24 protein-coding genes are annotated in these 26,313 nt (G+C 62.9%); 17 read left to right on the forward strand and 7 right to left on the reverse strand.

Features of this window, described 5'->3' with window-relative positions:
* Positions 1 to 79: 79 nt before the first annotated feature.
* The 3 genes from DT068_RS06750 to DT068_RS27930 are packed head-to-tail and all read right to left on the reverse strand — an operon-like array spanning position 80 to position 2,153.
* The gene (locus tag DT068_RS06750; RefSeq protein WP_119389036.1) at positions 80 to 502 is read right to left on the reverse strand and encodes a GFA family protein; all 423 of its coding nucleotides are present in this window, start codon (positions 500 to 502) and stop codon (positions 80 to 82) included.
* On the reverse strand, positions 499 to 1,416 hold the full coding sequence (locus DT068_RS06755; protein WP_162914041.1) for a homocysteine S-methyltransferase family protein: 918 nt from the start codon (positions 1,414 to 1,416) through the stop codon (positions 499 to 501). Before DT068_RS06755 ends, DT068_RS06750 begins: the two co-directional genes overlap by 4 nt.
* Entirely contained in the window at positions 1,413 to 2,153 is a 741-nt protein-coding gene (locus DT068_RS27930) for a hypothetical protein (RefSeq protein ID WP_162914017.1), read from the reverse strand. The genes DT068_RS06755 and DT068_RS27930 overlap by 4 nt, the downstream gene beginning before the upstream one ends.
* A 141-nt stretch (positions 2,154 to 2,294) precedes the next feature.
* Here DT068_RS27930 and DT068_RS06760 point away from each other — a divergent pair, with 141 nt between their 5' ends.
* Positions 2,295 to 2,732, forward strand: coding sequence for a Fur family transcriptional regulator (locus tag DT068_RS06760; RefSeq protein ID WP_368904490.1), 438 nt, complete (start codon positions 2,295 to 2,297; stop codon positions 2,730 to 2,732).
* Positions 2,733 to 2,833: 101 nt separating this feature from the next.
* Here the strand turns inward: DT068_RS06760 and DT068_RS06765 are convergent, their stop codons facing one another.
* The 4 genes from DT068_RS06765 to DT068_RS06780 are packed head-to-tail and all read right to left on the reverse strand — an operon-like array spanning position 2,834 to position 6,296.
* Entirely contained in the window at positions 2,834 to 3,691 is an 858-nt protein-coding gene (locus tag DT068_RS06765; RefSeq protein WP_119389039.1) for a metal ABC transporter permease, read from the reverse strand.
* Positions 3,688 to 4,545 carry a metal ABC transporter permease gene (locus tag DT068_RS06770; protein WP_119389040.1) on the reverse strand — a complete coding sequence of 286 codons (858 nt, stop codon included), beginning with the start codon at positions 4,543 to 4,545 and terminating at the stop codon, positions 3,688 to 3,690. The genes DT068_RS06765 and DT068_RS06770 overlap by 4 nt, the downstream gene beginning before the upstream one ends.
* The gene (locus DT068_RS06775) at positions 4,546 to 5,445 is read right to left on the reverse strand and encodes a manganese/iron ABC transporter ATP-binding protein (protein ID WP_119389041.1); all 900 of its coding nucleotides are present in this window, start codon (positions 5,443 to 5,445) and stop codon (positions 4,546 to 4,548) included.
* Positions 5,442 to 6,296, reverse strand: a complete 855-nt coding sequence (locus DT068_RS06780; RefSeq protein ID WP_368904545.1) for a metal ABC transporter substrate-binding protein — start codon at positions 6,294 to 6,296, stop codon at positions 5,442 to 5,444. Before DT068_RS06780 ends, DT068_RS06775 begins: the two co-directional genes overlap by 4 nt.
* A 686-nt stretch (positions 6,297 to 6,982) precedes the next feature.
* Here DT068_RS06780 and DT068_RS06785 point away from each other — a divergent pair.
* From DT068_RS06785 to DT068_RS06860, 16 genes are all read left to right on the forward strand, one after another.
* The gene (locus DT068_RS06785) at positions 6,983 to 8,131 is read left to right on the forward strand and encodes an ABC transporter substrate-binding protein (protein WP_119389298.1); all 1,149 of its coding nucleotides are present in this window, start codon (positions 6,983 to 6,985) and stop codon (positions 8,129 to 8,131) included.
* A 102-nt stretch (positions 8,132 to 8,233) separates the two neighbouring features.
* On the forward strand, positions 8,234 to 10,420 hold the full coding sequence (locus DT068_RS06790) for a YbhB/YbcL family Raf kinase inhibitor-like protein (RefSeq protein ID WP_119389043.1): 2,187 nt from the start codon (positions 8,234 to 8,236) through the stop codon (positions 10,418 to 10,420).
* Positions 10,421 to 10,458: 38 nt separating this feature from the next.
* Complete coding sequence (locus DT068_RS06795; protein WP_119389044.1) at positions 10,459 to 10,863, forward strand: hypothetical protein; 405 nt, start codon at positions 10,459 to 10,461, stop codon at positions 10,861 to 10,863.
* Between the two features lie 13 nt (positions 10,864 to 10,876).
* Positions 10,877 to 11,833: an alpha/beta fold hydrolase gene (locus DT068_RS06800; protein ID WP_119389045.1), complete on the forward strand. Its 957-nt coding sequence runs from the start codon at positions 10,877 to 10,879 to the stop codon at positions 11,831 to 11,833.
* A gap of 61 nt (positions 11,834 to 11,894) precedes the next feature.
* Positions 11,895 to 13,262, forward strand: coding sequence for an ABC transporter permease (locus DT068_RS06805; RefSeq protein ID WP_119389046.1), 1,368 nt, complete (start codon positions 11,895 to 11,897; stop codon positions 13,260 to 13,262).
* Positions 13,259 to 14,677: an ABC transporter permease gene (locus tag DT068_RS06810; RefSeq protein ID WP_368904493.1), complete on the forward strand. Its 1,419-nt coding sequence runs from the start codon at positions 13,259 to 13,261 to the stop codon at positions 14,675 to 14,677. Before DT068_RS06805 ends, DT068_RS06810 begins: the two co-directional genes overlap by 4 nt.
* A gap of 9 nt (positions 14,678 to 14,686) precedes the next feature.
* Positions 14,687 to 15,376, forward strand: a complete 690-nt coding sequence (locus DT068_RS06815; RefSeq protein WP_119389047.1) for a bacteriorhodopsin — start codon at positions 14,687 to 14,689, stop codon at positions 15,374 to 15,376.
* 60 nt (positions 15,377 to 15,436) lie between these two features.
* Positions 15,437 to 17,410 carry a flotillin domain-containing protein gene (locus DT068_RS06820; protein WP_119389048.1) on the forward strand — a complete coding sequence of 658 codons (1,974 nt, stop codon included), beginning with the start codon at positions 15,437 to 15,439 and terminating at the stop codon, positions 17,408 to 17,410.
* 34 nt (positions 17,411 to 17,444) lie between these two features.
* Positions 17,445 to 17,909 (forward strand): hypothetical protein, encoded by a 465-nt coding sequence (locus tag DT068_RS06825; RefSeq protein ID WP_119389049.1) that lies wholly within the window; start codon positions 17,445 to 17,447, stop codon positions 17,907 to 17,909.
* Positions 17,906 to 19,813 carry a hypothetical protein gene (locus DT068_RS06830; RefSeq protein ID WP_119389050.1) on the forward strand — a complete coding sequence of 636 codons (1,908 nt, stop codon included), beginning with the start codon at positions 17,906 to 17,908 and terminating at the stop codon, positions 19,811 to 19,813. The genes DT068_RS06825 and DT068_RS06830 overlap by 4 nt, the downstream gene beginning before the upstream one ends.
* 102 nt (positions 19,814 to 19,915) lie before the next feature.
* On the forward strand, positions 19,916 to 20,878 hold the full coding sequence (locus DT068_RS06835; RefSeq protein WP_368904494.1) for a LysR family transcriptional regulator: 963 nt from the start codon (positions 19,916 to 19,918) through the stop codon (positions 20,876 to 20,878).
* A gap of 111 nt (positions 20,879 to 20,989) precedes the next feature.
* Positions 20,990 to 22,144, forward strand: a complete 1,155-nt coding sequence (locus tag DT068_RS06840) for a CaiB/BaiF CoA transferase family protein (protein WP_119389052.1) — start codon at positions 20,990 to 20,992, stop codon at positions 22,142 to 22,144.
* On the forward strand, positions 22,141 to 23,466 hold the full coding sequence (locus tag DT068_RS06845) for an MmgE/PrpD family protein (protein ID WP_119389053.1): 1,326 nt from the start codon (positions 22,141 to 22,143) through the stop codon (positions 23,464 to 23,466). Before DT068_RS06840 ends, DT068_RS06845 begins: the two co-directional genes overlap by 4 nt.
* Complete coding sequence (locus DT068_RS06850; protein ID WP_119389054.1) at positions 23,467 to 24,624, forward strand: acyl-CoA dehydrogenase family protein; 1,158 nt, start codon at positions 23,467 to 23,469, stop codon at positions 24,622 to 24,624.
* A 70-nt stretch (positions 24,625 to 24,694) separates the two neighbouring features.
* Entirely contained in the window at positions 24,695 to 25,492 is a 798-nt protein-coding gene (locus tag DT068_RS06855; RefSeq protein WP_368904495.1) for an HTD2 family dehydratase, read from the forward strand.
* Complete coding sequence (locus DT068_RS06860) at positions 25,489 to 26,313, forward strand: HpcH/HpaI aldolase/citrate lyase family protein (protein ID WP_162914042.1); 825 nt, start codon at positions 25,489 to 25,491, stop codon at positions 26,311 to 26,313. Before DT068_RS06855 ends, DT068_RS06860 begins: the two co-directional genes overlap by 4 nt.

Below are 26,313 nucleotides of genomic sequence, written 5' to 3' on the forward strand. Positions count from 1 at the left end.
ACCCGGCCATCCCGGTTTTCGGATAATCCGATGCGCAAATCAAAGAGATGGAGCGCAGGTCGGCGCCCCAGCGGAGCATTCAATCGCCTGACGGCACCGCGACATCCTTCGCCCATTGCCCAAGCTGATAGTCGCCGCCGGTGATCTCATAATAATCCCCGGCATCGTCGCAGAAGATGTGGCCGGCAAGCTTGAGGCCGGTGGCACCGTCGATGGCGCCCGCGGCGATCGCGGTATAATCCCGCCCATCGCCCTTCCAGAACAGGGTCGAACCGCATTCGCCACAGAAGCCGCGCTTCGCCGTGTCGCTCGAGCGGTACCATTTGAGGCCGCGCGTCTCGGTAAGCTTCAGATATTCATCTCTGGCGCCGGTCGCCGACATATAGTTGCCGGTCTGCTTGCGGCATTGTCGGCAGTGGCAGGCGATGACCGCGCGCAGCGGACCGGTCACCGTGAACTTCACCGCGCCGCACAGGCAGGAGCCGGTTCTGGCCTCGCTCATGCCGCTCTCCGCAATGCCGTGCTGAGCGCCTTGATATGCTGCGGATTGGTGCCGCAGCAGCCGCCGAAGATGCTGGCGCCCATCTTCCGCCAGTCCTGCGCATAGGTGACGAGGGCGGTGGGCTCGATGATGTCGACGAACTGCCAGTCCGGCATCTTGAAGAAGCCGCTCTCGGGATAGGCGCCGAGCGGGCCCTGCCAGGTCTCGCGCACGACCTTGAGCGCATCACCCGTGTGATTGGGCAGCGTGTGCATGATGGAGATCACATCCGCGCCCGTTCCGGCAAGCGCCTTGACGATATCGCCGAGCGGCCAGTCGGGCCGCGCGAAGCCGGTGAGCTTGCCGTCTTCTCCGGGCTCGGTCGAGATGCCGGCCCAGACCGGCAGGCCGGTTTCGACCGCCGCTTCCGTTGCCCACAGCGAATAATCGGCATCGCGCATCATCTCCATCATGATGAGATCGACGCCGGCATCGGCCATGCTCTGCGCCTTGCGCCGCATCAGGGCGCGGGCATCCTTCTCGCTCCATTCGCGGTATTTTTTCACCCGGTCGACGCCCTGGTCCATCGGCCGCATGACCGAGAAGGAGCCGGCGACCGCGGCGCGGCCTTGGGCCGCCTCGCGCGCGATCCTCACCGCTTCCCTGTCGATCCTGATCAAATCCTCGTCGCGCCCCAGAGCATTGAACAGGAGCGGGCTCGTCGCATAGGTATTGGCGGTGACGATCTCGGCCCCCGCCTCGATATAGTCCTCATGCACGCAGCGCACGACGGCGGGATGGGTGAGATTGGCCTCGGCGCACCAGGTCTCGCCGGCCATCGGCACGCCGCGGCTCTGGATGTCGGTGCCGGTGCCGCCATCGAGGATGATGATGTCGCCCCTGGTGAGTTTGCGGGCGATGGGAGCGTAGGTCATGCGGATATTCCAGTCGGAGAGGGGTGATGGGCATTGCGGAAGGCGCGCATATGGAACTGCATCTGCGCGCGCCCGTAAGTGAAGGGACGCCCGACCGGACAGGCGCGCCGGGCAAGGCATCCGCCCTCCATGCAGTCAGTGCCTTCAGACGAGGCGATATGACCGATGCAGCGCGGCACGTCATAGCCTGAACCGGAGAAGGCGCCAACCGGGCAGGCGCTGAGGCAGGGTTGTCCGGCGCAGCTTTCGCATGGATGGGGACCCGCCGATGCCGCCGGCAGGTCGAACTCGACCGGGAAGAGCAAAGCGGCGCGGAAGGCATGCCACAGGCCATAGGTTGCATGGACATTCATGCCGAGCGGCGAGACATGGCCGGCCTTGGCGCGCCTGGCCCAGGTGAGGAAGGGCAGGGGCGGCTTGTCGAAAGGATAGACGGCCCTGGCATCGAGATCGCGGGCGAGCCTGCCGATGACCTCGCGGCACCAGTCGTCCATCAGGTCATGCCTTGGGTCACGCTCGCGCGCGAAGCGCCGGAACATCTCCGGCCCCGCATTGCCGACCATGATGACGAAGCGCGTGCCCTCCGGCGTGCGGTCGTCCGGGCGGGGCGAGAACCAGCCGAGGGGGGTGAAGCTCTCGCGCCTGATCGCGGTGAGGACGGGGTGTTCCATGGCGAGGAGTCTAGCCCCTGCCGCCAGCCAGGCAAATCGATGCTTGCGGCCGGTTGCGAGCCGCAAGCGACAGCCGCACCTTGCTGGCGCTGCGGCGGCCGAGGCGGCCCGTCTGACGAGGTCGCGGCGCCTTTCCAGGATTTGCAACTGCGAGTCATTTGCGATAAAGCGCGGGCAGACACACGCGTCAGCAGGAGAAGAATCGCGTTGCCGAATTCCGCCGTGAAACCGGATTTGCCGTCACTGTGCCGCGAGCAGGGGCTGCGGCTCACCGGGCCGCGCCGGGTCATCATGCAGGTGCTTTCCGACATGACGGATCATCCGGATGTCGAGGAACTGCACCGGCGCGTCACCGCCATTGATCCCTCGATCGCCATTGCCACGGTCTACCGGACGGTCAACCTGCTCAAGCAGAAGGGCATATTGGAGCGCCACACCTTCGCCGACGGGCGCTCGCGCTATGAAACGGCCGGTGGCAAGCATCACGACCATCTCATCGATGTCGAGACCGGCGATGTCATCGAGTTCGCCTCGCCCGAGATCGAGAGGCTGCAGGAGGAGATCGCCCGCCGCCACGGCTTCCGGATCGTCAGCCACAGGCTCGAGATCTATGCCGAGAAGCTCGGCCGCAGGCGCGGAAGATAGAGCATGATCCGGAAAAGTGGATACCGGTTTTCCGGAAAAATCATGCGCAAACAGGAAGCTAGAGCGTGATGGTGACTCGACGAAAAGCCATCGCGCTCTAGCTATACCGCCCCGCCGGAGCTCTCCGCGTCGGTGTCCGGCGTGGGCGCCTGGCGCGTCCACAGGAAGGCGGCGATGAACAGAATGCTGAGCAGCAGCACGATGGTGGGGGCGGGCGCGCTGTCGATGAAGAACGACAGATAGACGCCGGCCAGCGATGCCGCGACCGCGATGATGACGGCGGCGGCCAGCATGGCGCTGAACCGGCGCGTCAGCAGGAAGGCGATGGCGCCGGGCGCGATCAGCATGGCGATGGCGAGGATGAGGCCCACCGCCTTGAGCGCGCCGACGATGGTGAGCGAGATGAGGCACAGAAGGCCGTAATGCAGGACGCCGACGCGCAGGCCGACCGCTCTCGCCTGCGCCGGATCGAAGGCGTGCAGCAGCAGATCGCGCCACTTGACCAGGATTATGCCCGCCGTGACCGCCGCGATGACGGCGCTTTCGGCGATGTCGGCGAGGCCGATGCCGAGCATGTCGCCGAACAATATGTGATCGAGATGGACCTCGGACTGGATCTTCACATAGAGGACGAGGCCGAGGCCGAACATGCCCGAGAACACCACGCCCATTACCGTATCCTGCTTGATGCGGCTGTTGTCCTTGAGATAGCCGGTGGCGAGGGCGCAGGCCATGCCGGCGGCAAACGCCCCGATGGCGAGCGGAATTCCGGCGATATAGGCGAGCACGACCCCCGGAAAGACCGCATGGCTGATGGCGTCGCCCATCAGCGACCAGCCCTTGAGCACCAGGAAGCAGGACAGCAATGCCGTCGGGATGGCGATCAGCACCGAGATGACGAGCGCATGGGTCATGAACGCGAACTGGAAGGGCTCGAGCAGGAGGGAGACGAGGCTCATTGGTCGCTCTCCAGCGCCCGGGCGGCACGCCGGCGCGCCGCGATCATGCCGTGCTTGGGCGCCAGGAAGAACGCCGCCAGGAAGACGAGAGTCTGCAGCACGACGATGATGCCGCCGGTGGCGCCGTCGAGGAAATAGCTCGCATAGGCGCCGAGGAAGCTCGTCGCGGCGCCGATCGCGACGGCGATCGCGATCAGGCGCGGAAACCGGTCGGTCAGCAGATAGGCCGTGGCGCCGGGCGTCACCACCATGCAGATGACGAGAAAGGCGCCGACCGTCTGCAAAGCCGCGACGGTCGAGGCGGAGAGCAGCGTGAAGAACATGATCTTGAGCAGGGCGGGATCGAGGCCGATCGAGCGGGCGTGGCTTTCATCGAAGAACACCACCATCAGGTCCTTCCATTTGACCAGCAGGACGGCCAGCGACACGAGGCCGATGATGGCCAGCTGCAGCGTGTCTTCCGGCGTGATCGCCAGGATGTTGCCGAGCACGATGGTCTGGACATTCACCGAGGTGGGCGACAGCGACACCATGAACAGCCCGAGCCCGAAGAAGGAGGTGAAGATGAGCCCGATGATGGCGTCTTCCTTGAGCCTGGTGCGCTGGTTGAGGAACAGCATGGCGCCGGCCGCCAGCGCGCCGGCGAAGAACGCGCCGAGCGAGAAGGGCAGTCCCAGCATATAGGCGCCGGCGACGCCCGGCACGATCGAATGCGAAAGCGCATCGCCGATCAGCGACCAGCCCTTGAGCATCAGATAGGCGGAGAGGAAGGCGCACACGCCGCCGACCAGCGCCGAGACCCACATGGCGTTGAGCATGTATTGGTAGGTGAAGGGCTCGAGGAGCGCCGCCATTCAGGCCTGCTCCTTGTCCCGGCGCGGCGCCGGCTGCCGGGCCGGCTTCGCATCATAGAGCACCAGCGGCCGCTCGTCGTCGCTGAACACCGTGACGCCGCGCGGATCGGCGCGGGTGCCGGCGAGAACGAAATGCCGCAGCACGCCGCCGAAGGCCTTTTCCAGATTGGCCTGGGTGAAGGTCTCGGCCGTCGGCCCGTGCGCCAGCACGGTGTTCTTCACCAGCACGGTGCGGTCGCAGAATTCCGGCACGCTGCCGAGATTGTGGGTCGAGACCAGCATCACCCTGCCTTCATCGCGCAGCGACTTGAGCAGCGCGATGATGGCTTCCTCGGTCTTGACGTCGACGCCGGTGAAAGGTTCATCGAGCAGGATCACCCGCCCGTCCTGGGCGAGTGCGCGGGCCAGGAAGACGCGCTTCTTCTGGCCGCCCGACAATTCGCCGATCTGGCGCTTGCGATAGTCGCTCATGCCGACGCGCGCTAGCGCGCTTTCGACCGCCGCGTGATCGCCGGGGCGCGCCCGGCGCATCATGCCCATATGGCCGTAGCGGCCCATCATGACCACATCCTCGACCAGCACCGGAAAATTCCAGTCGACCTCTTCCGCCTGCGGCACATAGGCGACGAGATTGCGCTTCAGCGCCTGGCTGACCGGCTGGCCGAGCACGGCGATCTCGCCGCGCGCCAGGCCGACGAAGCCCATGATCGCCTTGAACAGCGTCGACTTGCCGGAACCGTTGACGCCGACCAGCGCGGTGATCGTGCCGGTCGGGATTGCGAAGCTGGCGTCGCGCAGCGCCGTGAAGCCGTTGCGATAGGTGACAGTGGCGCGGCTGACGCTGAGACCCGCCCCCGCATCCGGGGACGCGGAGGCCCTGGGCGAAGCCGGTGGCTTCATTGCGACAGGCCCTTGGCCAGCCCTTTCTCGATCGTATCGGAGGTGACGCTGAGCAGATCGATATAGGTCGGCACGGGGCCATCCGCCTCGCTCAGCGAATCGACATAGAGCACCCCGCCATAGAGCGCGCCGGTCTCGCGCGCCACTTGCCGCGCCGGCTTGTCCGACACGGTGCTTTCGGAGAAGACGGCGGCGATCTTGTTGGCCTTGACCGCGTCGATCACCTTGCGCACCTGCTGCGGCGTGCCTTGCTGGTCGGCATTGATCGGCCACAGATAGAGTTCTTTCATGCCGAAATCGCGGGCGAGGTAGCTAAAGGCGCCCTCGCTCGAGACGAGCCAGCGCCTGTCGGCGGGAATGCTGTCGAGCTTCTGCTGGATCGGCGCGACGGCGCCTTCGATCTTCTTCTTGTAGGCCTCCGCATTGGCCTTGTAGGTTTCGGCATTCGCAGGATCGTATTTGACGAAGGCGTCGCGGATATTGTCGACATAGATGAGGGCGCTCTTCGGCGACATCCAGGCATGCGGATTGGGCTTGCCCGTATAGGGTCCCTCGGCGATGCTCATCGGCTCGACGCCCTGCGAGACGACCACGCCCGGCACGTCGGTCAGGTTCTGGAAGAATTTCTCGAACCACAGTTCCAGATTGAGGCCGTTCCACAGGATGAGCTGCGCGCCCTGCGCCCGCTTTATGTCGCCGGGTGTCGGCGCATAGTTGTGGATCTCGGCGCCGGGCTTGGTGATCGATTCGACGACCGCCGCGTCTCCGGCGACGTTGCGCGCCATGTCGGCGATGACCGTGAAGGTGGTGACCGCCTTGAACTTCTCGGCTGCGGCGCTGCCGCCGGCCATGCCGCCAAGGACTGCGGCGGCGATGAGCGCCAGGAGGCTCCTGCGCCCGACGAGATGGAACATGGTGTCTGCCTCTCTTACAGTTGCGAATGACTCGCAATAGATGGCACGAATATCCTGCAATTGCAACTCATTTGCAGATTGAAGGTGACATCAGGCCACCCTGGCGATCACGGTCGGGTTGCTTGAGGGGAGTGAACCCAGTGATGGAGGGGGGCGGCAAGCCAATAGAATCAATTAGTTGAATGGCTCCGTGTGTGCAGAATCCGTGTGTGCAGAAAGAGCCAGCGCTTGCGTGAAGCGCAGTGAATAGAGAATTTGGGCTGAGAACATTAACCGGCTTGTTGGGTGAGATGGCGATCTGCTCCATCCCATACCGACGCGTCTCATCAGATCGAGCTGATGCGACGACAAACGCGCAAACTCGTCGCGAGAAATCTTGTTCGCGGAACGAACGGGCGACCTGCTCGCTTCCGGCACCTTGTCGGTGGAGCTTTCTGCACCGTCTCCATACTGCCCCCTTATACGGCTCATCGGAAAAATGTATTACCCGCCGTAGATTCCTTGTCCGATAGTTCCGGCTGAACTCGTTATGAGTTCACGAGTCACGGCCAATGTGCCGGGGCATGAGGGAGGAAAAATTGGCAAATCCTTACGCAAAATGGTTGCGGGCGGCCGTGCTCGGCATGGCAGTTGTCGCCGGCGTTCCGGCGCTCGCTGGCGGCGTCGATGAACTGCCGCAGCAAATCCGCGATGAGCTTTACAATCCCAACATGATCGATCCGATGCAGCCGATAGGCGAAAGCGCCTATCGCGACTGGAAGGCGAAAAACCCGCCGCCCTGGACGATCGGCTACGCGAGTTCCTATGCCGGCAATACCTGGCGCGCCGACGTCATGAAGCGGCTGCAGGATGAAATCATCCCAAAGTGGAAGAAGCTCGGGCTGATCAAGGACGTCATCATCACGCAGTCCAACCTGAACGACTCGACGCAGATCCAGCAGATGCGTCAGCTGGTCGACCAGGGTGTGGATGCGATCATCGTCTGCTGCTCCAATCCGACCGCCCTCAATCAGACCGTTCAATATGCGCATGAGCGCGGTGTTCCGGTGTTCTCCGGCATCGGATACCTGACGTCGCCTTACGCCGTGAACTCCTCTGCGAATTTCGTCGCCGGCGGAGTCCAGATGGGCGAATGGATGGCCAAGGAGATCGGCGGCAAGGGCAACATACTGGTCGTCGAAGGTATTCCGGGCGCCTCGGCGTCCGATTCGCAGAATGTCGGTATCCTCAAGGCGCTGGAGAAATATCCGGACATCAAGGTCGCCGGCCAGGTCGCCGGCATGTGGACGGACCAGATCGCACAGGCCGAGATCCAGAAGTGGCTCGCGACCAATCCAGGCGAGCTGAACGGCATTATTATCCAGTCGGCATCGGAGCTGGGCGGCCTCAGGGCCCTCAAGCAGAGCGGACGGGATATGGTGCCGCTCACCATCGGCGGCGAGCTTGGCGCGCTGTGCTACTGGCGCAAGAATCCCGAATATGTCAGCGCCGCCATTCAGGCCTGGCCGCCCGGTGACGACTTCGAATTCTCCTGGAATATCATGATGCGCACGCTCCAGGGGCAGGGACCCAAGGTGCAGTCGATCCTGACCAAGCCGCAACTGCTTACTTTCGAGCAATTGTCGAAGGTCCTCGACGAGAACTGCAATGAGGATTCCGACGGCTGGTACAATGTCGGCATCGAGAGCTGGGCCGGAAAGGACTATCTCGACCAGTTCTTCCTCCACCCGGCCGACCCAGAGAAATACGACCCCGCCAGCCACGGGAAATGAGAAGCTGTTCCCTGTCGCCGTCCGATCCGCTGAAGGATCGGGCGGCGCGGCGCGGCCAAACCGCTTGACTGCCGGCCCGGGGCATGGGGAACTAGCTTGGCAATGGCCTATCCTACCGTCGAAATTTCCTCCGTCGTCAAAACCTTTGGACCGACTGTGGCCTTGGGAGGGTGCAACCTGCGCGCCCACGCCGGAGAAGTTCATGCCATCATTGGCGGCAACGGGTCGGGCAAGAGCACCCTTGCCAAGGTGATCTCGGGCGTCCTCATCCCCGACAGCGGGCAGGTTTCAATTCTCGGAAAATCGGCCACCTCGCCCTATGAAGCGCGCCTTCTCGGCATATCGAACGTCTTCCAGGAAGTGCTGGTCGCCGATGAATGCTCGGTGCTCGACAATCTCTATCTGGGTGCCGACGGCCTGATCGGCGCCGCGATGAACCAGGAAGAAAAGCGCGACAAGGCAGCCGCCCTCATGCGCGAGCTGCTCGGCTTTGATCTCGATCTGTCGGCGCTGGTGGGCGAACTGCCGTTGAGCCTAAAGCAATGGATTACCATCGCCAGGGCGCTGCTTACCGAACCCAAGGTGCTGATTCTCGATGAATCATCGGCTGCCCTCGATTTCGATGCGACCGAGCGGCTGTTCCGCAAGATGCGGCAGCTCAAGAAGACCGGCACCAGCATCCTGATCGTCACGCATCGCATTGCGGAGTTGGTGCGGATCGCCGACCGTGCGACGGTGCTGCGCGATGGCGTCGATGTGGGTTGCCTGGAAAAGACGGAAATCACCGAAGCAAGGATTCTGGAGCTGATCGCCGGTCCGCAGCGCGAGCGAGCAGAAACAGCGCAGATCATCCCGCAAAGACAAGGCGACAGCCCGCTGCTGCGGGTTACCGACGGTCGCATCTGGGACGACGCCGCTTCGATCGATCTCGCACTCTATCCGGGCGAAATCATCGGCGTAACCGGGCTCGATGGTCAGGGACAGGCCGACTTCGTGCGCTGCCTCGCCGGCATCCAGCCGCTGGTCAGGGGGCGCATTTCCGTGGTGCGCGACAAGGCAGCTAACGACATCGTCGATCTGCATTCGGCGCGCGCCAATGATGTCAGCTATGTGAGCGGCGACAGGAAGAAAGAGGGCATCTTCGCCAATCTCAGCATCTTCGAGAATCTTGTTTTGCCGGTGTTCTCCGAATATCGGCTGGGTTCGGTTCTCAATCTCATCAACCGCACCAAGCTCAATCCGGTATTCGAATGGGAGGCGAGCAAGCTGGCGGTGAAGATGGGGGATCGCGGCAACCTGATCACCTCGCTGTCGGGCGGCAACCAGCAGAAGGTGCTGATCGCACGCTCCTTTGCCGAGAAGCCCGCCGTGCTGGTGCTCAATGACCCGGCGCGCGGCATCGATGTCGGCGCCAAGCTCGATCTCTATCGCAATCTCAGGGAATTCGCCTCGCGCGGCAATGCCGTCGTGTTCCTGTCGAGCGAGATCGAAGAGTTTCTCAATCTGTGCACGCGGGTGAACGTTTTCCACAACGGGTCGATTTCGTCGGAATTCGAGCCGCCCTATGACAGCCACGTCATTCTTAATGCTATGTTCGGCCGCAAGGCGACGGCGCGGCTTCCGGGCGAGGCGGCGAACCAGAATGATGCGGTCGCGGACGTGGTGGTCGGCCAGAGGGTGGCGGTTGGCGACGGCGGATATGATAGCGCGCGGCCGATGCCGCCACCCGTCACGCCGGAGCCGCGACGCCCGAATGGCACTCTCCAGGAAGGGACCGCGTTCGAGTTGAAATGCCCCGATATCGCTCCTGGCCAGGTGATTCCACGCAAATTCACGGAGGCGAACCGGCTTTCGCCGCGCCTCGTTTGGTCGGGGATCCCGAGCGGCACCAAAAGCTTTGCTGTCGCGATCACCGATCCTGACCTGCCCGAGGAGTTCAAATTTCCCCGCGCCTTCGCGCACTGGCTCGTCCATGACATTCCAGTGGGCATTCGCGAATTGCCGGAGGGCGCCAGTGGCAGCGCGCTTTTGCCCGATGGCGCCAGAGAGCTGAACAGCGACTTCGTCACCTTCAAGATACCGGGTTTCGGGCGCGGCTATGGCGGGCCGTGGCCGCCAGACCGGCAGCATCGCTATGTATTCACCATCTACGCTCTGAAAGCGGAGAGGCTCGACATAGCGACCGATGCCGATCTGACAGTCTTCGCTGCGGCGGTCCTGCCGGTAACGATCGCTCAGGCGTCATTCGTAGCCGTCTATGGGCCGGCAGAGAAGCCGCTGCCCGGCTGATGCACGAAATTGTCTTTCAGGATTGGAGGGAGGATCAGATGAACAAGTATGGCGGAAGGAAGAGCTTCGATCTGGAATGGATCGAGCGCTGGGCGCGCTGCGTCAACGACGACCGGATATTGCCGGTGATCGGGCGCTTCTTCACCAGCCGGTTTGTGCTCGGTGTCGATGACACGGAATATCTGATCGATGTCCGCAGCGGCAAGATCCAGCGCATCTCCGAAGGACTGGCGCCCAACGACATGGGTTATGATTTTGGCCTCAAGGCGCCAAGCAGCGCCTGGTCCAAATTCAGCCAGAAGATCCCGCCGCCCATGTTCAACGACATATGGGCGATGGCGCATCCGCTGCACAAGCAACTGGTCATCGACGGCAACACGCTGCCCTTCTGGCAGAATCTGCGCGCGTTGTCGCGCATGCTCTCGCTGATGAGACAGGTCTAGGAGATTTACGCTCATGAACACCCACGATCCGATTGTCGGCCGGTATGTCTATGTCCAGTGCGAAGGCAAGACCTACCGCACTTACTATGAAGAGCATGGCGATGGCATTCCGCTGGTCTGCCTGCATACCGCGGGCACCGACGGGCGCCAGTACCGCCACCAGCTATGCGATCCCGATATCAGCCAGAACTATCGCGTCATCGCCTTCGACATGCCGTGGCACGGCAAGTCTATCCCGCCCTCCGACTTTTACCTGATGGAGGACGAGTACAAGCTGACGACCCGATTCTATTGCGAGTTCATCGTCGCCTTCTGCCGGGCGCTCGATCTCAAGAAGCCGGTGATCATGGGGCAGTCGATGGGCGGCAATGTCTGCCTGGCGCTGGCGCTGAAATACGAGAACGAATTTTCCGCCCTGATCGCGCTCGAGGCCTGCGATTATTCCCCGGGCTGGTGGATCGACCCGCTGCATCATCCGCATATCCATGGGGGCGAAGTGGTGGCGACTTCGGTTTTCGGCCTGATGTCGCCGGAATCGCCGGACGAATACCGTTGGGAGACCTGGTGGTATTATGCGCAGGGCGGCCCCGGCATCTTCAAGGGCGACCTTTATTTCTACAGCGTCGATTCCGATCTGCGCGACCAGGTGCACAAGATTTCCGGCAAGGTGCCGATCTTCTTCCTGACCGGCGAATATGATTTTGCCTGCACGCCGGAGATGACGGAACGGACCGCCGAGAAGGTGAAGAACTCCGAATGTATCATTTTCAGCGGCGGCCATTTCCCGACCTCGGAGGACCCGGTCAAGTTCAAGGGTGTCATTGCGCCGGTGCTGAAGAAGATCCTCGGGCTCGATCCGGAGCGCCGCGGCCAGGCTCCTGGCCTCGGCGCCCGGGCGGGCATCACGGATTCGCGCGCCATCGGCCGGAACGAGCGTCCGGGCGATGGCCGGCGGGTCATCGACCTTTGATGGGCTGGGCGGGCGGCAGCGCCCGTCCGCCTGCTTGCAAGGGAAGCCGTAGGGCCACCTGATGTCGCAGTCGCGGGGTTCACAGAACACCTACCTGCTGGTACCGATCCTGCTGATCGCCGTGCTGCTGAGCACCGCGGTGATCCGCGGGCCGAATCTCGTTTCGCTGTCGGGCTTCGGCAGCGCGATCATCGTTTCGGCGCCGCTCATCCTCGCGACCTACGCACTAATGGCACTGGCAGTCGCGGGACGTGGGACGGTCGATCTCGCCGTCGGTCCGCTGCTCGCCTTCATCAATGTTTCGGTGGTGAAACTGAACGGGCTCGGCGTCGTGACCTCACCGCTCGGCGTCTTCATCGTCGCCCTCGGCATCGGGGTTCTTTACCAGCTGCTGTTCGCGCTCATCATCATCGTCGTGAGAGTCCAGCCGATCATCGTCGCGCTGAGCGGTTTCCTGGCGCTGACCGGCATCAATCTGGTGATCCTTCCCCGGCCTGGTGGTGTGGCGCCGGACTGGATGTCATCCTGGGGACTCGGCAACACCATCTTCTCGCCGGTCCTATTGATGCTGGTCATCGCAACCGGCGGCTGGCTGCTGTTCACGCTCACATCCTTCTACGGCAATCTCAGGATGATGGGCTATGACGAGCGGGCGGCCTATACCAGCGGCGTCAGGATCAATATCGTGCGTATCGGCGCGCATGTGATTGCCGGATTGTTCGTAGGCCTCGCGGCGATCTGCTACACCGGGCTCATCGCATCGGGCGACCCGACGCAAGGCACGACGATGACGCTGACCGCCGTCACCGCTTTGGTGCTCGGCGGCATCAGCCTGTCGGGCGGACGCGGCGGCGTGACCGGCGCGCTTCTCGGTGCGCTCAACCTCTTCCTCATCGGCTATGTGCTTGCCACGTTCAATTTCGGTGCCGTCCAGGCCTTCGTCACGCAGCTCTTCTATGGGCTGATCCTGGTCCTGTCGCTGCTTCTCACACTGCTCGTGCCGATCATCGGGCGCTATGTCTATTTCATCTCGCCTTTCGCCGCATTCATGGTCCTTGGCTCGATTGTCGCCGGCATCATGCTGCAGGTCAGCACCCAGACCACCTATGTTGCGACGAGCACGGCCCCGGTTGCAGTTCCCGCGGCCGATGTCCTGGGCCGCTACCTGCTACTGTTGCCGGGCGATCCGACCGGTGCCGGCCTGCCGTCGTTCAGTCCGCTGCTGCAAGTGCTGTTCGTGCTGGCTGCGGTTCTCCTGGCGATCACCTTCACGATCCGGGTAACTGTCGCGGAGGCTCTGTCGCTTCGTCTCGGGGCTTTCCTCTATGCATTCGTCTCGGCTCTGATCCTGCTTCTCTTCTTCGTTGTGGCGGGCCAGAGTCAGCCGCTTCCGGGGGATCAGCCCGCTTCTCTGGGTGAGCAACGATGAGCGATCTCTCCCCCAGGACCGATCGTCCGGCCATGGCCTTCATTCCAAGGTCGTCCTTCCTGGTCTGGCTCAACCTGGCCATCACGCTTCTGATCGGCGGCGCGGGCTTCGGCCTCGGCTTCGCCCAGGGCCTGAGCGCCCAGCTCGTCATTCTTTATACGGTGATCTCCAGCGCGGTGCTGTTCTGGCTCATCAACTATGTCGCGGTCGTATTCGAATCCCGCCGCGCCGCGGTGCAGGAGAGCGAGACTGGAGAGGGGGCGAGATCCGCTTCGGGTGCCAAAGGCGTCTGGCAGGGCAATCGCGCCCTGATCATCGCCATGGGCCTGCTCCTCATCGCCTATCTGATCGTCACCGCGACCGTCCCGGCATTCCGCACGGTGCCGAACCTTCTCGGCTTTCTGCTGCTTGAGGCCATTCTGGTCTTTGCCTTCAAGGTCAGCGGCGTCTTCGTCCATGGCCGTAGCGCCTTCATCGGTCTCATCGTCCTCCTGGCGCTGATCGTGATCAGCTCATTCACGATCCCCGGCTTCCTGTCGGGTCCCAACATCAAGGCAATCCTGCTGTTCGCCGCCTTCCTCGGCATCGCCTGCGTCGGACAGACATTGGTGGCGCTGCTCGGCGGTCTCGATCTGTCGATCCCCTTCGTCATCGGCGCCTCCAATATCGGGCTGCTCTATCTGATCGGTCTCGGCGTTCCGTCCTGGCTTGCCTTCGCCATTGTGCTGACGGTCGGCGGCATCATCGGCCTCATCAACGGCGTGCTGTCCTACCGATTGCAGGGCCAGGCTTTGATCCTCACGCTCGGCATGGGTTTCGCGGTCGCAGGATTCGTGCAGATTCTCACCAGCATCGGCTCGTCCTTCAGCGGCAATGTCTATGGCACGGTTCCCGGCTGGCTGCAGAACCTCGCCGCGATGAACGGCGTCACCTTCGGGCTCGCGGTGCCGCCGACGATCCTGCTGTGGATCGTGCTCGCCGTCATCGTCATCATCGCGCTGCGCTATTCTGCCTATGGCCGTTATATCTATGCGCTCGGCGGCAATCGCCGCTCGGCCAAGCTCGTCGGCGTATCGGAGTTCAAATACTGGACTCTGGCCTATACGATCAGCGGCTGCTTCGCGGCTTTGACCGGGTCACTGCTGCTCGGCTGGAGCGGCGGCGGCTTCATCGGCGTCGGCGATCAATATCTCTTCACTACGCTTGCCGCAGTCGTCATCGGGGGAACATCCCTCATGGGCGGCTATGGCGGTTACGGTTTCACGGTGATCGGTGTCCTGGTCCTGCAGGTGCTCAGCGCCTTCCTGATCGGCATCGGTCTCAAATACGAGTGGCAGCAATTCATCTTCGGGCTCCTGATACTGCCGATGGTCGCGCTCTATGGGCGCATGCCTCACATCAGGTCGCAAGTCTAGGGGAAGCACATGTTAGGCACACTGTTCCAATCCAGCGATCTGGTCAGCACATCCTTCGGGGTCGCGACGATCGCGACGCTCGCTTGCGCGGCGCTGATGCTGCTCGGCATGAGCTGGAGCGCCGAGCGGTGGCGGGTGCCGGTCGCGCTCGCCGGCGTGGCGCTGCTCGCTTCCGGCTTCCACTATCTCGAAACCACCCAGATCTGGTTGAGTTCGCAGCAGATGACGGCGGCACCGCGCTATATCGGCTGGTTCGTCGTGCATCCGCTGCAGGTGGCGTCGGTCTATTTTTTCGCCCGCATCGTCGGTCCGGTGCCGGTCGGCGTGTTCTGGCGCATCACGGCGGCGGCGATCCTCATGGTGCTGAGCCGGTTTCTCGGTGATGCCCAGATCTTCAACCCGACGCTCGGCGTCTTGTTGTCGATAGCCTTCTGGCTCTACATTCTGGGCGAAATGTATTTCGGTGCGATGAGCGATGCCGTGCGCAAATCGTCTCGCCACATCCGTCTCGGCTATTTCTGGATCCGCCTGATCCTTACCATAGGCTGGGCGGTCTATCCGATACTGCACTTCGTCGATGTGGTGATCGGAACCGGCCATGTGCGCAGCATCATCGTACTCTACACGGTCGCCGATCTCGTCAATCTCATAACCGTCTCGCTGATCATCCTGGCCGTTGCCGGCAAGGAACGATTCTGAGGCGGAAAGAAACTCCATGCCGCCGGTGGCGGTCTCGAAGGAAAGCGGAGGACTTCCAAAATGACAGGCGCAAACGCAATCGCAGTAGTCATCCTGCTGATCATACTCATCGCGATCGGCGTCTATCTGCTGCACTGGCTTTACCGGCACTCGTCGAAGGACCAGTCCTTCGTGCGCACCGGTTTGCGCGGCGAACGCGTGGTCATGGGCGGTGGCGCGTTGGTGGTGCCGATCGTCCATAACATCACGCGCGTGAACATGAACGCCATTCCGCTCGAAATCCGGCGGCTCGGCGAGCAATCTTTGATCACCAGGAACAAGATGCGTGTCGATATCGTCTGCGAATTCTTCGTACGGGTCATGCCGACCAGGGAAGGCGTTTCGACCGCCGCCCGCACGCTCGGCGAGAGGACGCAAAGTGCTGCCGACCTCAAGGAGATCGTGCAGGGGCGCTTCATCGACGCCATGGCCGCTGTGGCGGCCACGATGACCATGGACGAGATCCATACCGGCCGTGGCCGCTATATGAGCGAAGTTGCCGCACTTGCCACCAAGACGCTGGGTGCCAACGGGCTCGAGCTTGAGAACGCCTCGCTGACCAGCCTCAACCAGACCGACATTTCGATATTCAATCCGGCCAATGCCTTTGACGCCGAAGGCCTGACCCGGCTTACCGAGGAAATCGAGGAGCGCCGCAAGCTGCGCAACCAGATCGAGAATGCGGCACGCATCGAGATCAAGCTCAAGGATTACGAGACCGAGCAGCGCGCCATCGAGATCGATCGCGACCTCGAATATGCCCGCATTGGGCAGGCCCGCGATATCGAAACGAGGCGGGCGGCGCAGCTCGCCCAGATCGAGGAGGAGCGCTCGACCTCGGCAATCAGCATCCAGAATGCCAAGGTCCGGGCCGAGCAGGAAGCCGAGCGCATCCGTATTGCCAAGGACCGCCTGGTCGAGGCGGAACGGATCAATACGGCCAACGAGATCCGGGCGCTCGAGATCGAAAGGCAGAAGGAGACCGATCTCGTCGAGATCAATTCGCGCAGGGAGGTCCGGATAAACAGCGAGAATGCGGATGCCGAGGAAGAAAAGGCGCGCATCGCCAAGCGCTACAATGTCGACCTCGAGCGTCTGAAGAAGGACGAGGAGATCGTCCATCTCGAGATCGTCAAGAACCAGAAGATCAAGCTGGCGGAAACTTCGTCTTATCGCAAGACCGAGGATGCCCACATACTGGCGAACCGCGAGCTCGATGAGCTGCGCATCGCGGCGCGCAAATATGTCGACAAGTACGAGATCGAGCAGCAGAAGGAAGTCGAGATCATCGACAAGGAGCGATTGATCGCTGTCATCAATAAGTCGATCGAGGAAGCCTATGCCAAGACCGACGCGGCGGAGGCCTGGAAGGTCCAGGCCAAGCTCGAGGAAGAAATCGTCAGCGCCAGGGAAGAAGAAGTCGCCGACCGGCTGAAGCGGGTCGAGCTGATCGCCGCATCCGCCAGGCACGAGCGCGAGGCGCAGCGGCTTGTTTCCGCCGCCAAGGCGGAGAAGGAGGCGACCGAGATGCGGGCGCTGGCCGAGATCGCCGAAGCCAATGCGGCGGAAGTGCGTTACGCCAAGGATGCGGAAGGACAGCGCCTGCTCAACGAATCGGAGAATTTGCGCTCCGATGCCAGCCGGCGCAGCGCCATCTATGAGAATCTGGTGCGCAACCTGCCCAATATCATCCGCGAGACCGTCAAGCCGATGGAGAACATCGACTCGATCAAGATCCTGCAGGTGGACGGCCTGCCCGGCCTCAACAGCCCCTCGGAAATGGCGGGAAGCGAAGGCGGTGGCGGGGGAGGCGGCAGCGGTAACATGACCGACCGGGTGGTCAATTCGGCAATGAAATACCGCACACAGGTCGCCTTCGTGGATGGGCTCATGAAGGATCTGGGATTGCCGATCGAGAATCTCGGGAGTGCCGGCGGCATGTCGTTCCGCAACTTCCAGGGGCCCGATAAGCCGGCCAAGGACAGTGACGATTGATTTGCGCCGCCGCGTCAAGTGAGGCAATCGCACCATGCAGCCCCTGAACGAGACCGAGGCCCTGGACCGGCACGCGCTGGTCATGGCCATCTGGCTGGCGCTCGGCTTTATCGCCGTCATATTGTTCGACTATGGCTTCGGAGCGGGAGGCATCGCGGCCATCGCCGCAGGCTTCATTGCGGTGCTCGCGGCCTTCGCCGGCCACGTGATCACCAACGCCGTCTATGCCAGCGATTTCACAACGCGCGAAGTAGCGCTCGGCCTGGTGCTCTATGCGGCATCCCTTGTGACCCTGGCGCTCGCTGCCTTGCTGGCGCCGGATTTTGCTTCACGCAATTTCCTGCCGCTCAGCCTGGGCTTCGTTGCGATCGCTGCTGCCGTCATCATCTATATGATCATCCGCTTCGGACTGCGTCGTTCATTCGATGCGTTCGACGTCATCAGCGACTTCCGGTCGCGGCGGACGCGGAATGATACGCCGGACGGAGGCATCAGGTGACGACGCTTCTTTCGACCGCTCTCGCCTTTCTCATCGCTTACGCGATCTATGTCGCCGCTCTGTCCCGCCATGTGGAAGGCCGGCCAGAAGACTTCCTCGATGCCGGGCGGTCCTTGCCGTCCTGGGCCTATATCTTCGCCGGCGCCGGCGTCGTTGCCGCCTCTCTCGGTCTTCACGATCATCTGCTGCTGACGGCGCGCTACGGCCTGCAAAGCAGTCATGTGGCCGTCGGCCTGATCGTTGTCGCATTGGCGAGCGTCCTGATCCAGAAGCGTCTGTGGCTGGCGGCGCGCATCACCGGCAGCCGCACCGCCGGTGATCTCATGGGAATTTATTTCGACAGCATCGCCATTCGCCTCTGGCTGCTGGGCGTTCTCTTTCTCTTTTCCGTACCGGTCATCGCCTATCTGCTGGCCGAGACCGGCGGTCTCATGGCGACGGCAAGCGCCGAGGCGATGCCGGCCAGGCTGGTGATCTGGGTAGCGGCCTTCTTCCTCTTTCTCTTTTCGGCGGTCGGCGGTTGGCGCGCCGTGATCTATGTCACGGCGACCCTGTCGCTGTTGCTGCTCATCCTCATCGCATTTACCGGTACCTTTGCCGGCGTCACCTTCGAGAGCCTGGCCTTCGTGGCGCGCGGCATCGACGTCGGCGACGGCATTCTGGCCGACCAGATCCCCGGCGTGATCCAGTTCAGCCAGGGCATCGGCAAGGGATCGGCACATGGTGGCATTTGGACGACAATCGCCATCCTGTCTTTTTCGCTGTCGATGATCGGCGTGGTGCTCAGCCCCGGATTTGGTCTTCTCGGCATCACGACATCGACGCGCAAGGCTTTCGCCTTCAACCAGGTCTGGGTCCTGGGCGGACTCCTGGCGGGCCTGCTGCTCATCGTCGTGCCAATCATCGCCGCCGAAATGAAGTCCGCTGCCGGGGCGGATTTTGCCGGAATCGTATCGCGGCTCGCCTCGTTGGATCAGTTCGCCGCCATCGGCTTCCTGCTTCTCGTGTTGTCGGCCTCGCTGATCGGCATCGCCTTCTTTGCCGCTTCCGGTGCCAGCATCGTCACCATCGAGGTGATGAAGCGCTTCATTTTGCCCGAGCTGACCGGCCGGGGCCAGAAGCTCGCCGCGCGCATTGCTCTCGCCGTCATCTATCTGGCGGCCGCGACAATAGCCAGCGTCACACCGCAAGGTGCCGCGATATTCTCTTCTCTGGCCCTCAGTTTGTCGGCGCAGCTGCTGCCGGCCTTTCTCGGCCTGTGCTGGCTGCCCTGGATCAGCCGCAGTGCTGTTCTGACGGGGTTGATCTTGGGCTCGATCGCCGTGCTGTTCACCGAACCTCTGGGCCTCATTTTTTTCGAAGGCCTGTTCGTCGACCTGCCCTGGGGACGCTGGCCGTTGACGATCCACTCGGCCGCCTGGGGCCTCGCCTTGAATCTCGGCGCCTGTTTCCTTGTCTCGATCTTCACCTATGGCGGTGCCGAGCGCGATCATCGGCAGCGGCTGCATGACGTCCTTTCCCGGGACCATCGCATCGATTTCGGCGGTCCGGCGGCGCGCGGTGCGAAGTGGTCACTGACCCTGATCTGGGCGTTTCTCGCTTTGGGTCCCGGCGCCATATTGGGCAACGATTTCTTCAGCCAGCCGATGTTTACCGGCGGAAATGTGGCGCTCGGCGTTCCCTCCCTCCTGGTCTGGCAGATCATCTTCTGGTCACTGGGCGTCCTGATCGTCTGGTGGTTTGCCTATCAGAGCCGCATGTCCGTCATCGTGTCCGAGCCGCGCCACAGCCTGACATTGGAACCGGCTCTCAACAGGCTTGAGCGGCCGGCGACGCCACCCTGGATCGCCCGACTGCTCGGCCGGGTGGCGGGGCAATCGACCCAGATTGTCCGCCGCGATTGAACCGGCATGGCCTTAGCTAGACAGAAGCCCCCATCCGCACCTAAGCTCTATAACGGAGCGATATGGGTTATCGCGTCGCATCCCAAGCGCGAGGGCAGCCGGTTGGATCTTCGGCAACTGAAATATTTCGCCAAGGTGGTGGAGAGCGGATCGTTTTCCAAGGCGGCCAACCAGCTGCATGTCGCCCAGCCGGCGCTCAGCCAGCATGTGCGGCATATGGAGGAAGAGCTTGGAGTCGCGCTGCTGCATCGGGGAGCCCAGGGCGTCAGCCCGACGGAAGCGGGCGAGCGGCTGATGCGGCACGCCAAGCGAATCCTGGCCGAGTTTTCCGAGATCCATGACAGTGTCCGCGGCGAGGCCATTGCGCCCCGCGGCGAGGTCCGCTTCGGACTGCCCGCCACGGTCGGTGAATTGCTGGCGGTGCCGCTGATAGAGGCGGCCAAAAAGCGTTATCCCGATGTGCGCATCAGGGTCGTCGAGGCGATGAGCGGCTATGTCCTGGAATGGCTCAGGCAAGGCAAGATCGATCTCGCCATGCTCTATGCGACGGCGGATCCGCGCGGGCTCGCGGTGCATCATGGGCTTTCGGAAGAAATCTGCCTGTTCTCGAACGCGACCATGGAAGGGCTGGCGGATCTCCCCAAGTCCAAGGTAAAATTGAGCGCCGCCGCCAAGTTGCCATTGGTCGTTCCGGGACCGGGCCACGGTCTGCGCGAATTGATTGAAGACGCTGCAGTGGTGGCGCGGGTCTCGATCAATCCAGCGATTGAGATCGATTCCTATAGCCAGATCAAGAAGCTGGTGCAGCGCGGGCTGGGCTTCGGAATCCTGCCGCGCATGGCGGTGAACAAAGAGGCCGAAGCGGGCCGGTTCCGGATCTGGCGTTTCGAGGCGCCGGTGCTGACGCGCAAGGTCTATCTGGCCTATTCCACCGAGCGACCGCTCTTGACCGCGCCCAGGGCCGTAGGCCAGCTCTCCTGGGAGATTCTGCGCCAACTCGTCAAGGAACGCGTGTGGATCGCCGAACTGTCGGAGGAGAGTCAGCGGCCGGCGCTCTATGGTTAGCGCGGATGCCCCTATGTAGTATTTCGCTATACCCCTCATTGCGAAATCCTATTTGACTTCAAGGGCATGTCGTCGTGTCCTCGGGGCGATGAAAATGGACAGGGATGCCTCATGGCCGGCACGCTGGAGGGAATAACCGTTGTTGCGCTGGAACAGGCGGTTGCCGCCCCCCTGGCGACGTCCAGGCTTGCCGATGCCGGCGCGCGCGTCGTCAAGCTCGAGCGGCCGGAAGGCGATTTCGCCCGCGGCTACGACGATTACGTGCGCGGCCTGTCGAGCTATTTCATCTGGAACAATCGCGGCAAGGAATCCTGTGTCGTCGACCTGAAGACGCCGGAAGATCTGGAACTGGTCGAAAACATGCTGGCCGGTGCCGATGTCTTTGTCCAGAATCTCGCGCCCGGCGCCACGGATCGCCTCGGCATCGGCAGCAAAGAGCTGCGCCAGCGTCATCCGAGGCTGGTCGTCTGTGACATTGGCGGTTTTGCCGACGGCACGCCGGACCACGGTCGCAAGGCCTATGATTTGCTGATCCAGGCCGAAGCGGGTCTTGCCAGTGTGACCGGTTCTGCGACTTCGGGTCCAAGCCGCGTCGGCATCTCCATTTGCGATATCGCGACCGGCCAGGCGGCCTATGCCGCCATCCTCGAGGCGTTGCTGGCGCGGACGCGCACAGGCAAAGGCGCCCATCTCCAGCTGTCGCTGTTCGACACAATGGCCGAATATATGAATGTGCCCTATCTGACGCGACGCTATGGTGAGAAAGAACCGAAGCGGCTTGGCTTGGCGCATCCCTCGATCGCACCCTATGGCGTCTTCCGCACGAAGGATGGTGAAGTCGTCATCTCAATCCAGAACGACCGCGAATGGGCGGTCTTCTGCGCACGCGTCCTGCAGGATAACACGCTTGCCGACGATGCGCGGTTCAGCCGGAATACATCACGCGTCAGCAACCGCGACGTGCTCGACGGTCTCATCCAGAATGTGCTGGGAAAATTCTCGTTGCATCAGGTCTCGGCATTGCTCGACGAGGTGAAGATCGCCTATGGCCGCATCTCGACAATGGCCGACCTGATCGATCATCAGGGCGCGACCACAATGTCGGTGGAAACGGTGCAAGGCCCGGTGGAGGTTCTGGCGCCGCCGGTTATCGTCGATGGCAGGAGGGCGGCGCTCGGCCGGGTGCCGGAGCTTGGTGAACACAGCGCCAGGCTGCGCCAGGAATATGGTGCGCCGGCCAGAGCATACAGAGGAACATCGGCATGAGCCTGACACGCGATCTCGTTCGTCTCATCCGCGCCAAACCCGTCACCGATGGTGACTTGCAATGGGCCGCCTTCTTCGTCCTCGATACGCTCGCTTGCGCGCTTGGCGCGCTGAAGAGCGAGCCGGCACGCATGCTGAAGGCGGTCGCGCCGCCCGACGCGAGCGATGTAGCGCGCCGCGCCTTCTATCTCGGCGGCCTTGCCCATATACTCGAGATGGATGATCTCCACCGCGACTCCGTCGTGCATCCGGGCAGTATCGTCATTCCGGCTGCCTGGGCCATGGCCGACGAGCGCGATCTCGGCGGTGTCGCCTTCCTGAAGGCGATTCTGGCTGGCTATGAGGCCTGCTGCCGGGTCGGCATGGCGGTCGGCAAGACGCATTATCGCATCTGGCACAATACCTCGACCTGCGGTCCATTCGGATCTGCCATGGCTGCAGCCGAGCTCATCGGTCTCTCCGAAGACCAATGCGTGTGGGCTCTGGGCAATGCGGGCACACAATCTTCAGGCCTTTGGGAATTCCTGGCTTCGGGCGCGATGAGCAAGCATCTGCATACTGCGCGTGGAGCGGAATCAGGCGTGCTGGCGGCGCTCCTGGCGGCGCAAGGCTTCACTGGCCCCGATCGCATCCTCGAGGGCGACAAGGGCTTCTTTGCTGGCCTGTGCGCCGATCCAATCCCTGAGGCGATCCTGGCAGACCCTGCGCGACCTTGGGAGCTGACGCGAACGTCGATCAAGCCGTGGCCATGCTGCCGTCACACGCATCCGGCGATCGATGCCGCCATTGAACTGCATGGCAAGCTCGCGGGCGCTGCGGTCAAGTCGGTCCATATCGGTGCCTATCGCGCTGCGCTCGACGTGTGCGATCGTCCGCGGCCCAATGATCCCTATAGTGCCAAGTTCTCGCTCCAGCATTGCGTCGCCATCGCTTTGTGGGATGGTCTGGTCGTGCAGGACAGCTTCAACGCCGACGGGCGCCAGCGTGCCGCGGCGGGGCGCGATAAAGTCGCGCTCGCTTTGTCGCCTGCTATCGATGAGGCCTATCCGGCAGCCTGGGGCGTCGAACTCGCCGTCGAGACCACGGATGGACGCAAGCTCACCGCTGCCCGCCGCGAGGCCAAGGGTGATCCCGAGAACCAGTTGTCAGCTGGCGAACTTTCGGCCAAAGCGCGTCAGCTGCTCGCTGACGGCGGCATGGCCGAGGCGGCTCTGGAAAGGCTTGTGTCGGACATCGGCGCGCTGGTTCACGACAGGCCGGTACGCTCTCTCGGTCTGTTCCGAAGCGAGCGCGAGACCGCCGGACTGGCGCGGAGGGCCTGAATGTTCGACTCGGAAGATCACCGGGACATACGCGAGGCTGTCCGCAAGCTGTGCGAGCGCTTTCCGGGCGAGTATTGGCGCAAGCTCGATGCCGAGCGCGCCTATCCTGCCGACTTCGTCAATGCCCTGACCGCAGCCGGCTATCTCGCCACGCTGATCCCCGAGGAATATGGCGGCGCGGGTCTGACTTTATCGGCAGCGGCAGCGGTGCTCGAGGAAATTCAGCGGGCCGGCTGCAACGGGGCGGCGTGCCACGCGCAGATGTATGTCATGGGTACGGTGCTCAGGCACGGCAACGCCGATCAGAAAGCGCGCTATCTGCCGAAGATCGCGTCGGGTGAATTGCGGCTGCAGGCCTTCGGCGTGACCGAGCCTTCGAGCGGAACGGACACGACATCACTGCGCACCTTTGCGCGCCGGGACGGCGACCATTATGTGGTGAACGGCCAGAAGATCTGGACCAGCCGGGCGGAATATTCCGACCTCATGCTGCTCTTGGCCCGCACCACGCCGCGCGATGAGGTGACGAAGCGCACGGAAGGCCTGTCGGTCTTCATTCTCGACATGCGTGAAGCGCTCAAGAAGGGGCTCACCATCCGCCCGATCCGCACCATGATGAACCATTCCACCACGGAGGTGTTCTTCGACAATGTGCGCGTGCCGGCCGCGAATCTCATTGGCGAGGAGGGGCGGGGATTCCGCTATATCCTGTCAGGGATGAATGCCGAACGCATCCTGATTGCCGCCGAATGCGTCGGCGACGCCAAATGGCTGATCGAGAAGGCCGCGCGCTATGCGGGCGAACGCCATGTCTTCGGCCGGCCGATCGGAGCCAATCAGGGCATCCAGTTCCCGATTGCCCGCGCCTACGCCAATATGCGGGCTGCCGAACTGATGGTAAAGGAGGCTGCACGCCTCTATGAGGCGGGACGCGATTGCGGTGCCGAGGCCAACATGGCCAAGATGCTGGCGGCGGACGCCTCCAACGAAGCGGCCAATGCCTGCATCCAGACCCATGGCGGGTTTGGCTTCGCCGAGGAGTACGACGTGGAGCGCAAGTTCCGCGAGACGCGGCTTTATCAGGTCGCTCCCATTTCGACCAATCTGATCCTGGCCTATCTGTCCGAGCATGTGCTCGGCATGCCGCGGTCCTACTGATAGTCGCCGCGCGGTAATGGAAGAGGCACCGAAACCCTTCTCCGAATGGATCGGCCGCAGAACCGAAAGCGTGGACCTGATCACCGACCGGCTGGCGCAGAGCTTTCGTGCCATCTTCGAACCCCATCTGGCGCCGCTTGCCGAGGGTGACGCTCCCCTCGGCATCCATTGGTGCCTGTCGCCCGCGATCGCGCCCATGGCGGCACTGGGCGAGGACGGGCATCCGGCCAAGAACCTGCATCTGCCACCGGTGCCGTCGCCGCGGCGCATGTGGGCGGGCGGGGCGATCGAGCATCATGATGCGCTCCGTGTCGGCGACCAGACGCGCCGCGTTTCGACGATCGGCGATATCAACCGCAAGATCGGCAGGAGTGGCGAATTATGGTTCGTGACCGTCAATCACGACTATGAAACCCGTCGCGGCCTCGCCATTCGCGAGCGCCATGAGATCGTCTATCGGGAAGCGGCAAGACCGTCGTCGACGCCAGTTGTTGCGCACGACGCCCCGACCGATGCGCGGCCACGCGACAGGAGCTGGACGATCGCCATGCCGCCGACGCTGCTCTTCCGCTATTCCGCCGTCAGCTTCAACGGCCACCGAATTCATTACGATCACCCCTATGCAACAGGCGTCGAATTCTATGACGGTCTGGTCGTTCACGGGCCGCTGCAGGCGACGCTGCTGCTCAACCTGGCTTCCATCCAGCTCGGGGCTCCGCCGCGCCGCTTCAGCTGTCGCGGCCTTGTCGCCGCGATCGCGGGCAAAGCGCTCGAAGTCTGCGCCGCGGCGACCGGTGATGACATTTCGCTATGGACGCAAGGGCCAGGCGGAACGATCCATATGGAAGCAAAGGCATCCGGCGCATGATGATCGCCCCGCTTTTCGTTCCCGCGGACCGGCCGGATCGCTTCGCCAAAGCGGCAGAATCGGGGGCTGATGCCATCATCGTCGATCTCGAGGATGCGGTGCCGCCTGCCCGCAAGGATGAGGCGCGCGGAAATCTGGGCATCCTGCAGTCCCTGCCGGTACCGGCATTCGTGCGCGTCAACGCCGAAGGCACGCTCTGGCATGAAGATGATCTCGCCGCGCTCGTGCGCTTGAATATCGGCATGGTCTGCGTCCCCAAGGTTGAATCTGCCGGCCATCTTGATGCCCTCTTGTCGCGATTGGGCGCGGGAGCCCGGCTTCTGGCGCAAATCGAAACGGCCGCCGGAGTGAGCCAAGTGCAAGCCATCGCCGGCCATCGCGCCGTCACCCAACTGGCTTTCGGCCCGGCCGACTTCTTTCTCGACCTGGGAATTGGCGCTTCCGCTGAAATGGCGAGCCATGTGCTGTGTATCCTGGCGCTGGCCAGCCGGACGGCTGGCATAGCCGCGCCGCTCGATGGCCCCTGCTTTTCGGTCAGCGACCAGGACCTGCTCGCCCGTGAATGCGCGAATGCCGCGTCCGCGGGCGCGAAGGGAAAATTATGTATCCATCCCGCGCAGATTTCGGGCGTCTTCAGCCATTTCCTGCCGTCCGATGAAGAACTCGATTGGGCACGCCGTGTCAGCGAGGCCGACCGCGACGGCGGTGTGTGTCTCATCGACGGGCGCATGATCGATGCGCCGATCGTCGCGCGCGCCAAAGCGATGCTGGAGACAAAAGCACGGCGACGCGGCGTCATGCCACTTCGCCAGGCGCCATAG

It is taken from the genome of Taklimakanibacter lacteus (assembly GCA_003576695.1).
Lineage (GTDB): Bacteria > Pseudomonadota > Alphaproteobacteria > Rhizobiales > Aestuariivirgaceae > Taklimakanibacter > Taklimakanibacter lacteus.

Coding starts and splice junctions, on each gene's coding strand:
- DT068_RS06750 (WP_119389036.1), bottom strand. CDS start 502: ATGAGCGAGGCCAGAACCGGCTCCTGCCTGTGCGGCGCGGTGAAGTTC.
- DT068_RS06755 (WP_162914041.1), bottom strand. CDS start 1,416: ATGACCTACGCTCCCATCGCCCGCAAACTCACCAGGGGCGACATCATC.
- DT068_RS06765 (WP_119389039.1), bottom strand. CDS start 3,691: ATGAGCCTCGTCTCCCTCCTGCTCGAGCCCTTCCAGTTCGCGTTCATG.
- DT068_RS06770 (WP_119389040.1), bottom strand. CDS start 4,545: ATGGCGGCGCTCCTCGAGCCCTTCACCTACCAATACATGCTCAACGCC.
- DT068_RS06775 (WP_119389041.1), bottom strand. CDS start 5,445: ATGAAGCCACCGGCTTCGCCCAGGGCCTCCGCGTCCCCGGATGCGGGG.
- DT068_RS06780 (WP_368904545.1), bottom strand. CDS start 6,296: ATGGCCGGCGGCAGCGCCGCAGCCGAGAAGTTCAAGGCGGTCACCACC.
- DT068_RS06785 (WP_119389298.1), top strand. CDS start 6,983: ATGGCAGTTGTCGCCGGCGTTCCGGCGCTCGCTGGCGGCGTCGATGAA.
- DT068_RS06790 (WP_119389043.1), top strand. CDS start 8,234: ATGGCCTATCCTACCGTCGAAATTTCCTCCGTCGTCAAAACCTTTGGA.
- DT068_RS06795 (WP_119389044.1), top strand. CDS start 10,459: ATGAACAAGTATGGCGGAAGGAAGAGCTTCGATCTGGAATGGATCGAG.
- DT068_RS06800 (WP_119389045.1), top strand. CDS start 10,877: ATGAACACCCACGATCCGATTGTCGGCCGGTATGTCTATGTCCAGTGC.
- DT068_RS06805 (WP_119389046.1), top strand. CDS start 11,895: ATGTCGCAGTCGCGGGGTTCACAGAACACCTACCTGCTGGTACCGATC.
- DT068_RS06810 (WP_368904493.1), top strand. CDS start 13,259: ATGAGCGATCTCTCCCCCAGGACCGATCGTCCGGCCATGGCCTTCATT.
- DT068_RS06815 (WP_119389047.1), top strand. CDS start 14,687: ATGTTAGGCACACTGTTCCAATCCAGCGATCTGGTCAGCACATCCTTC.
- DT068_RS06820 (WP_119389048.1), top strand. CDS start 15,437: ATGACAGGCGCAAACGCAATCGCAGTAGTCATCCTGCTGATCATACTC.
- DT068_RS06825 (WP_119389049.1), top strand. CDS start 17,445: ATGCAGCCCCTGAACGAGACCGAGGCCCTGGACCGGCACGCGCTGGTC.
- DT068_RS06840 (WP_119389052.1), top strand. CDS start 20,990: ATGGCCGGCACGCTGGAGGGAATAACCGTTGTTGCGCTGGAACAGGCG.
- DT068_RS06845 (WP_119389053.1), top strand. CDS start 22,141: ATGAGCCTGACACGCGATCTCGTTCGTCTCATCCGCGCCAAACCCGTC.
- DT068_RS06850 (WP_119389054.1), top strand. CDS start 23,467: ATGTTCGACTCGGAAGATCACCGGGACATACGCGAGGCTGTCCGCAAG.
- DT068_RS06860 (WP_162914042.1), top strand. CDS start 25,489: ATGATGATCGCCCCGCTTTTCGTTCCCGCGGACCGGCCGGATCGCTTC.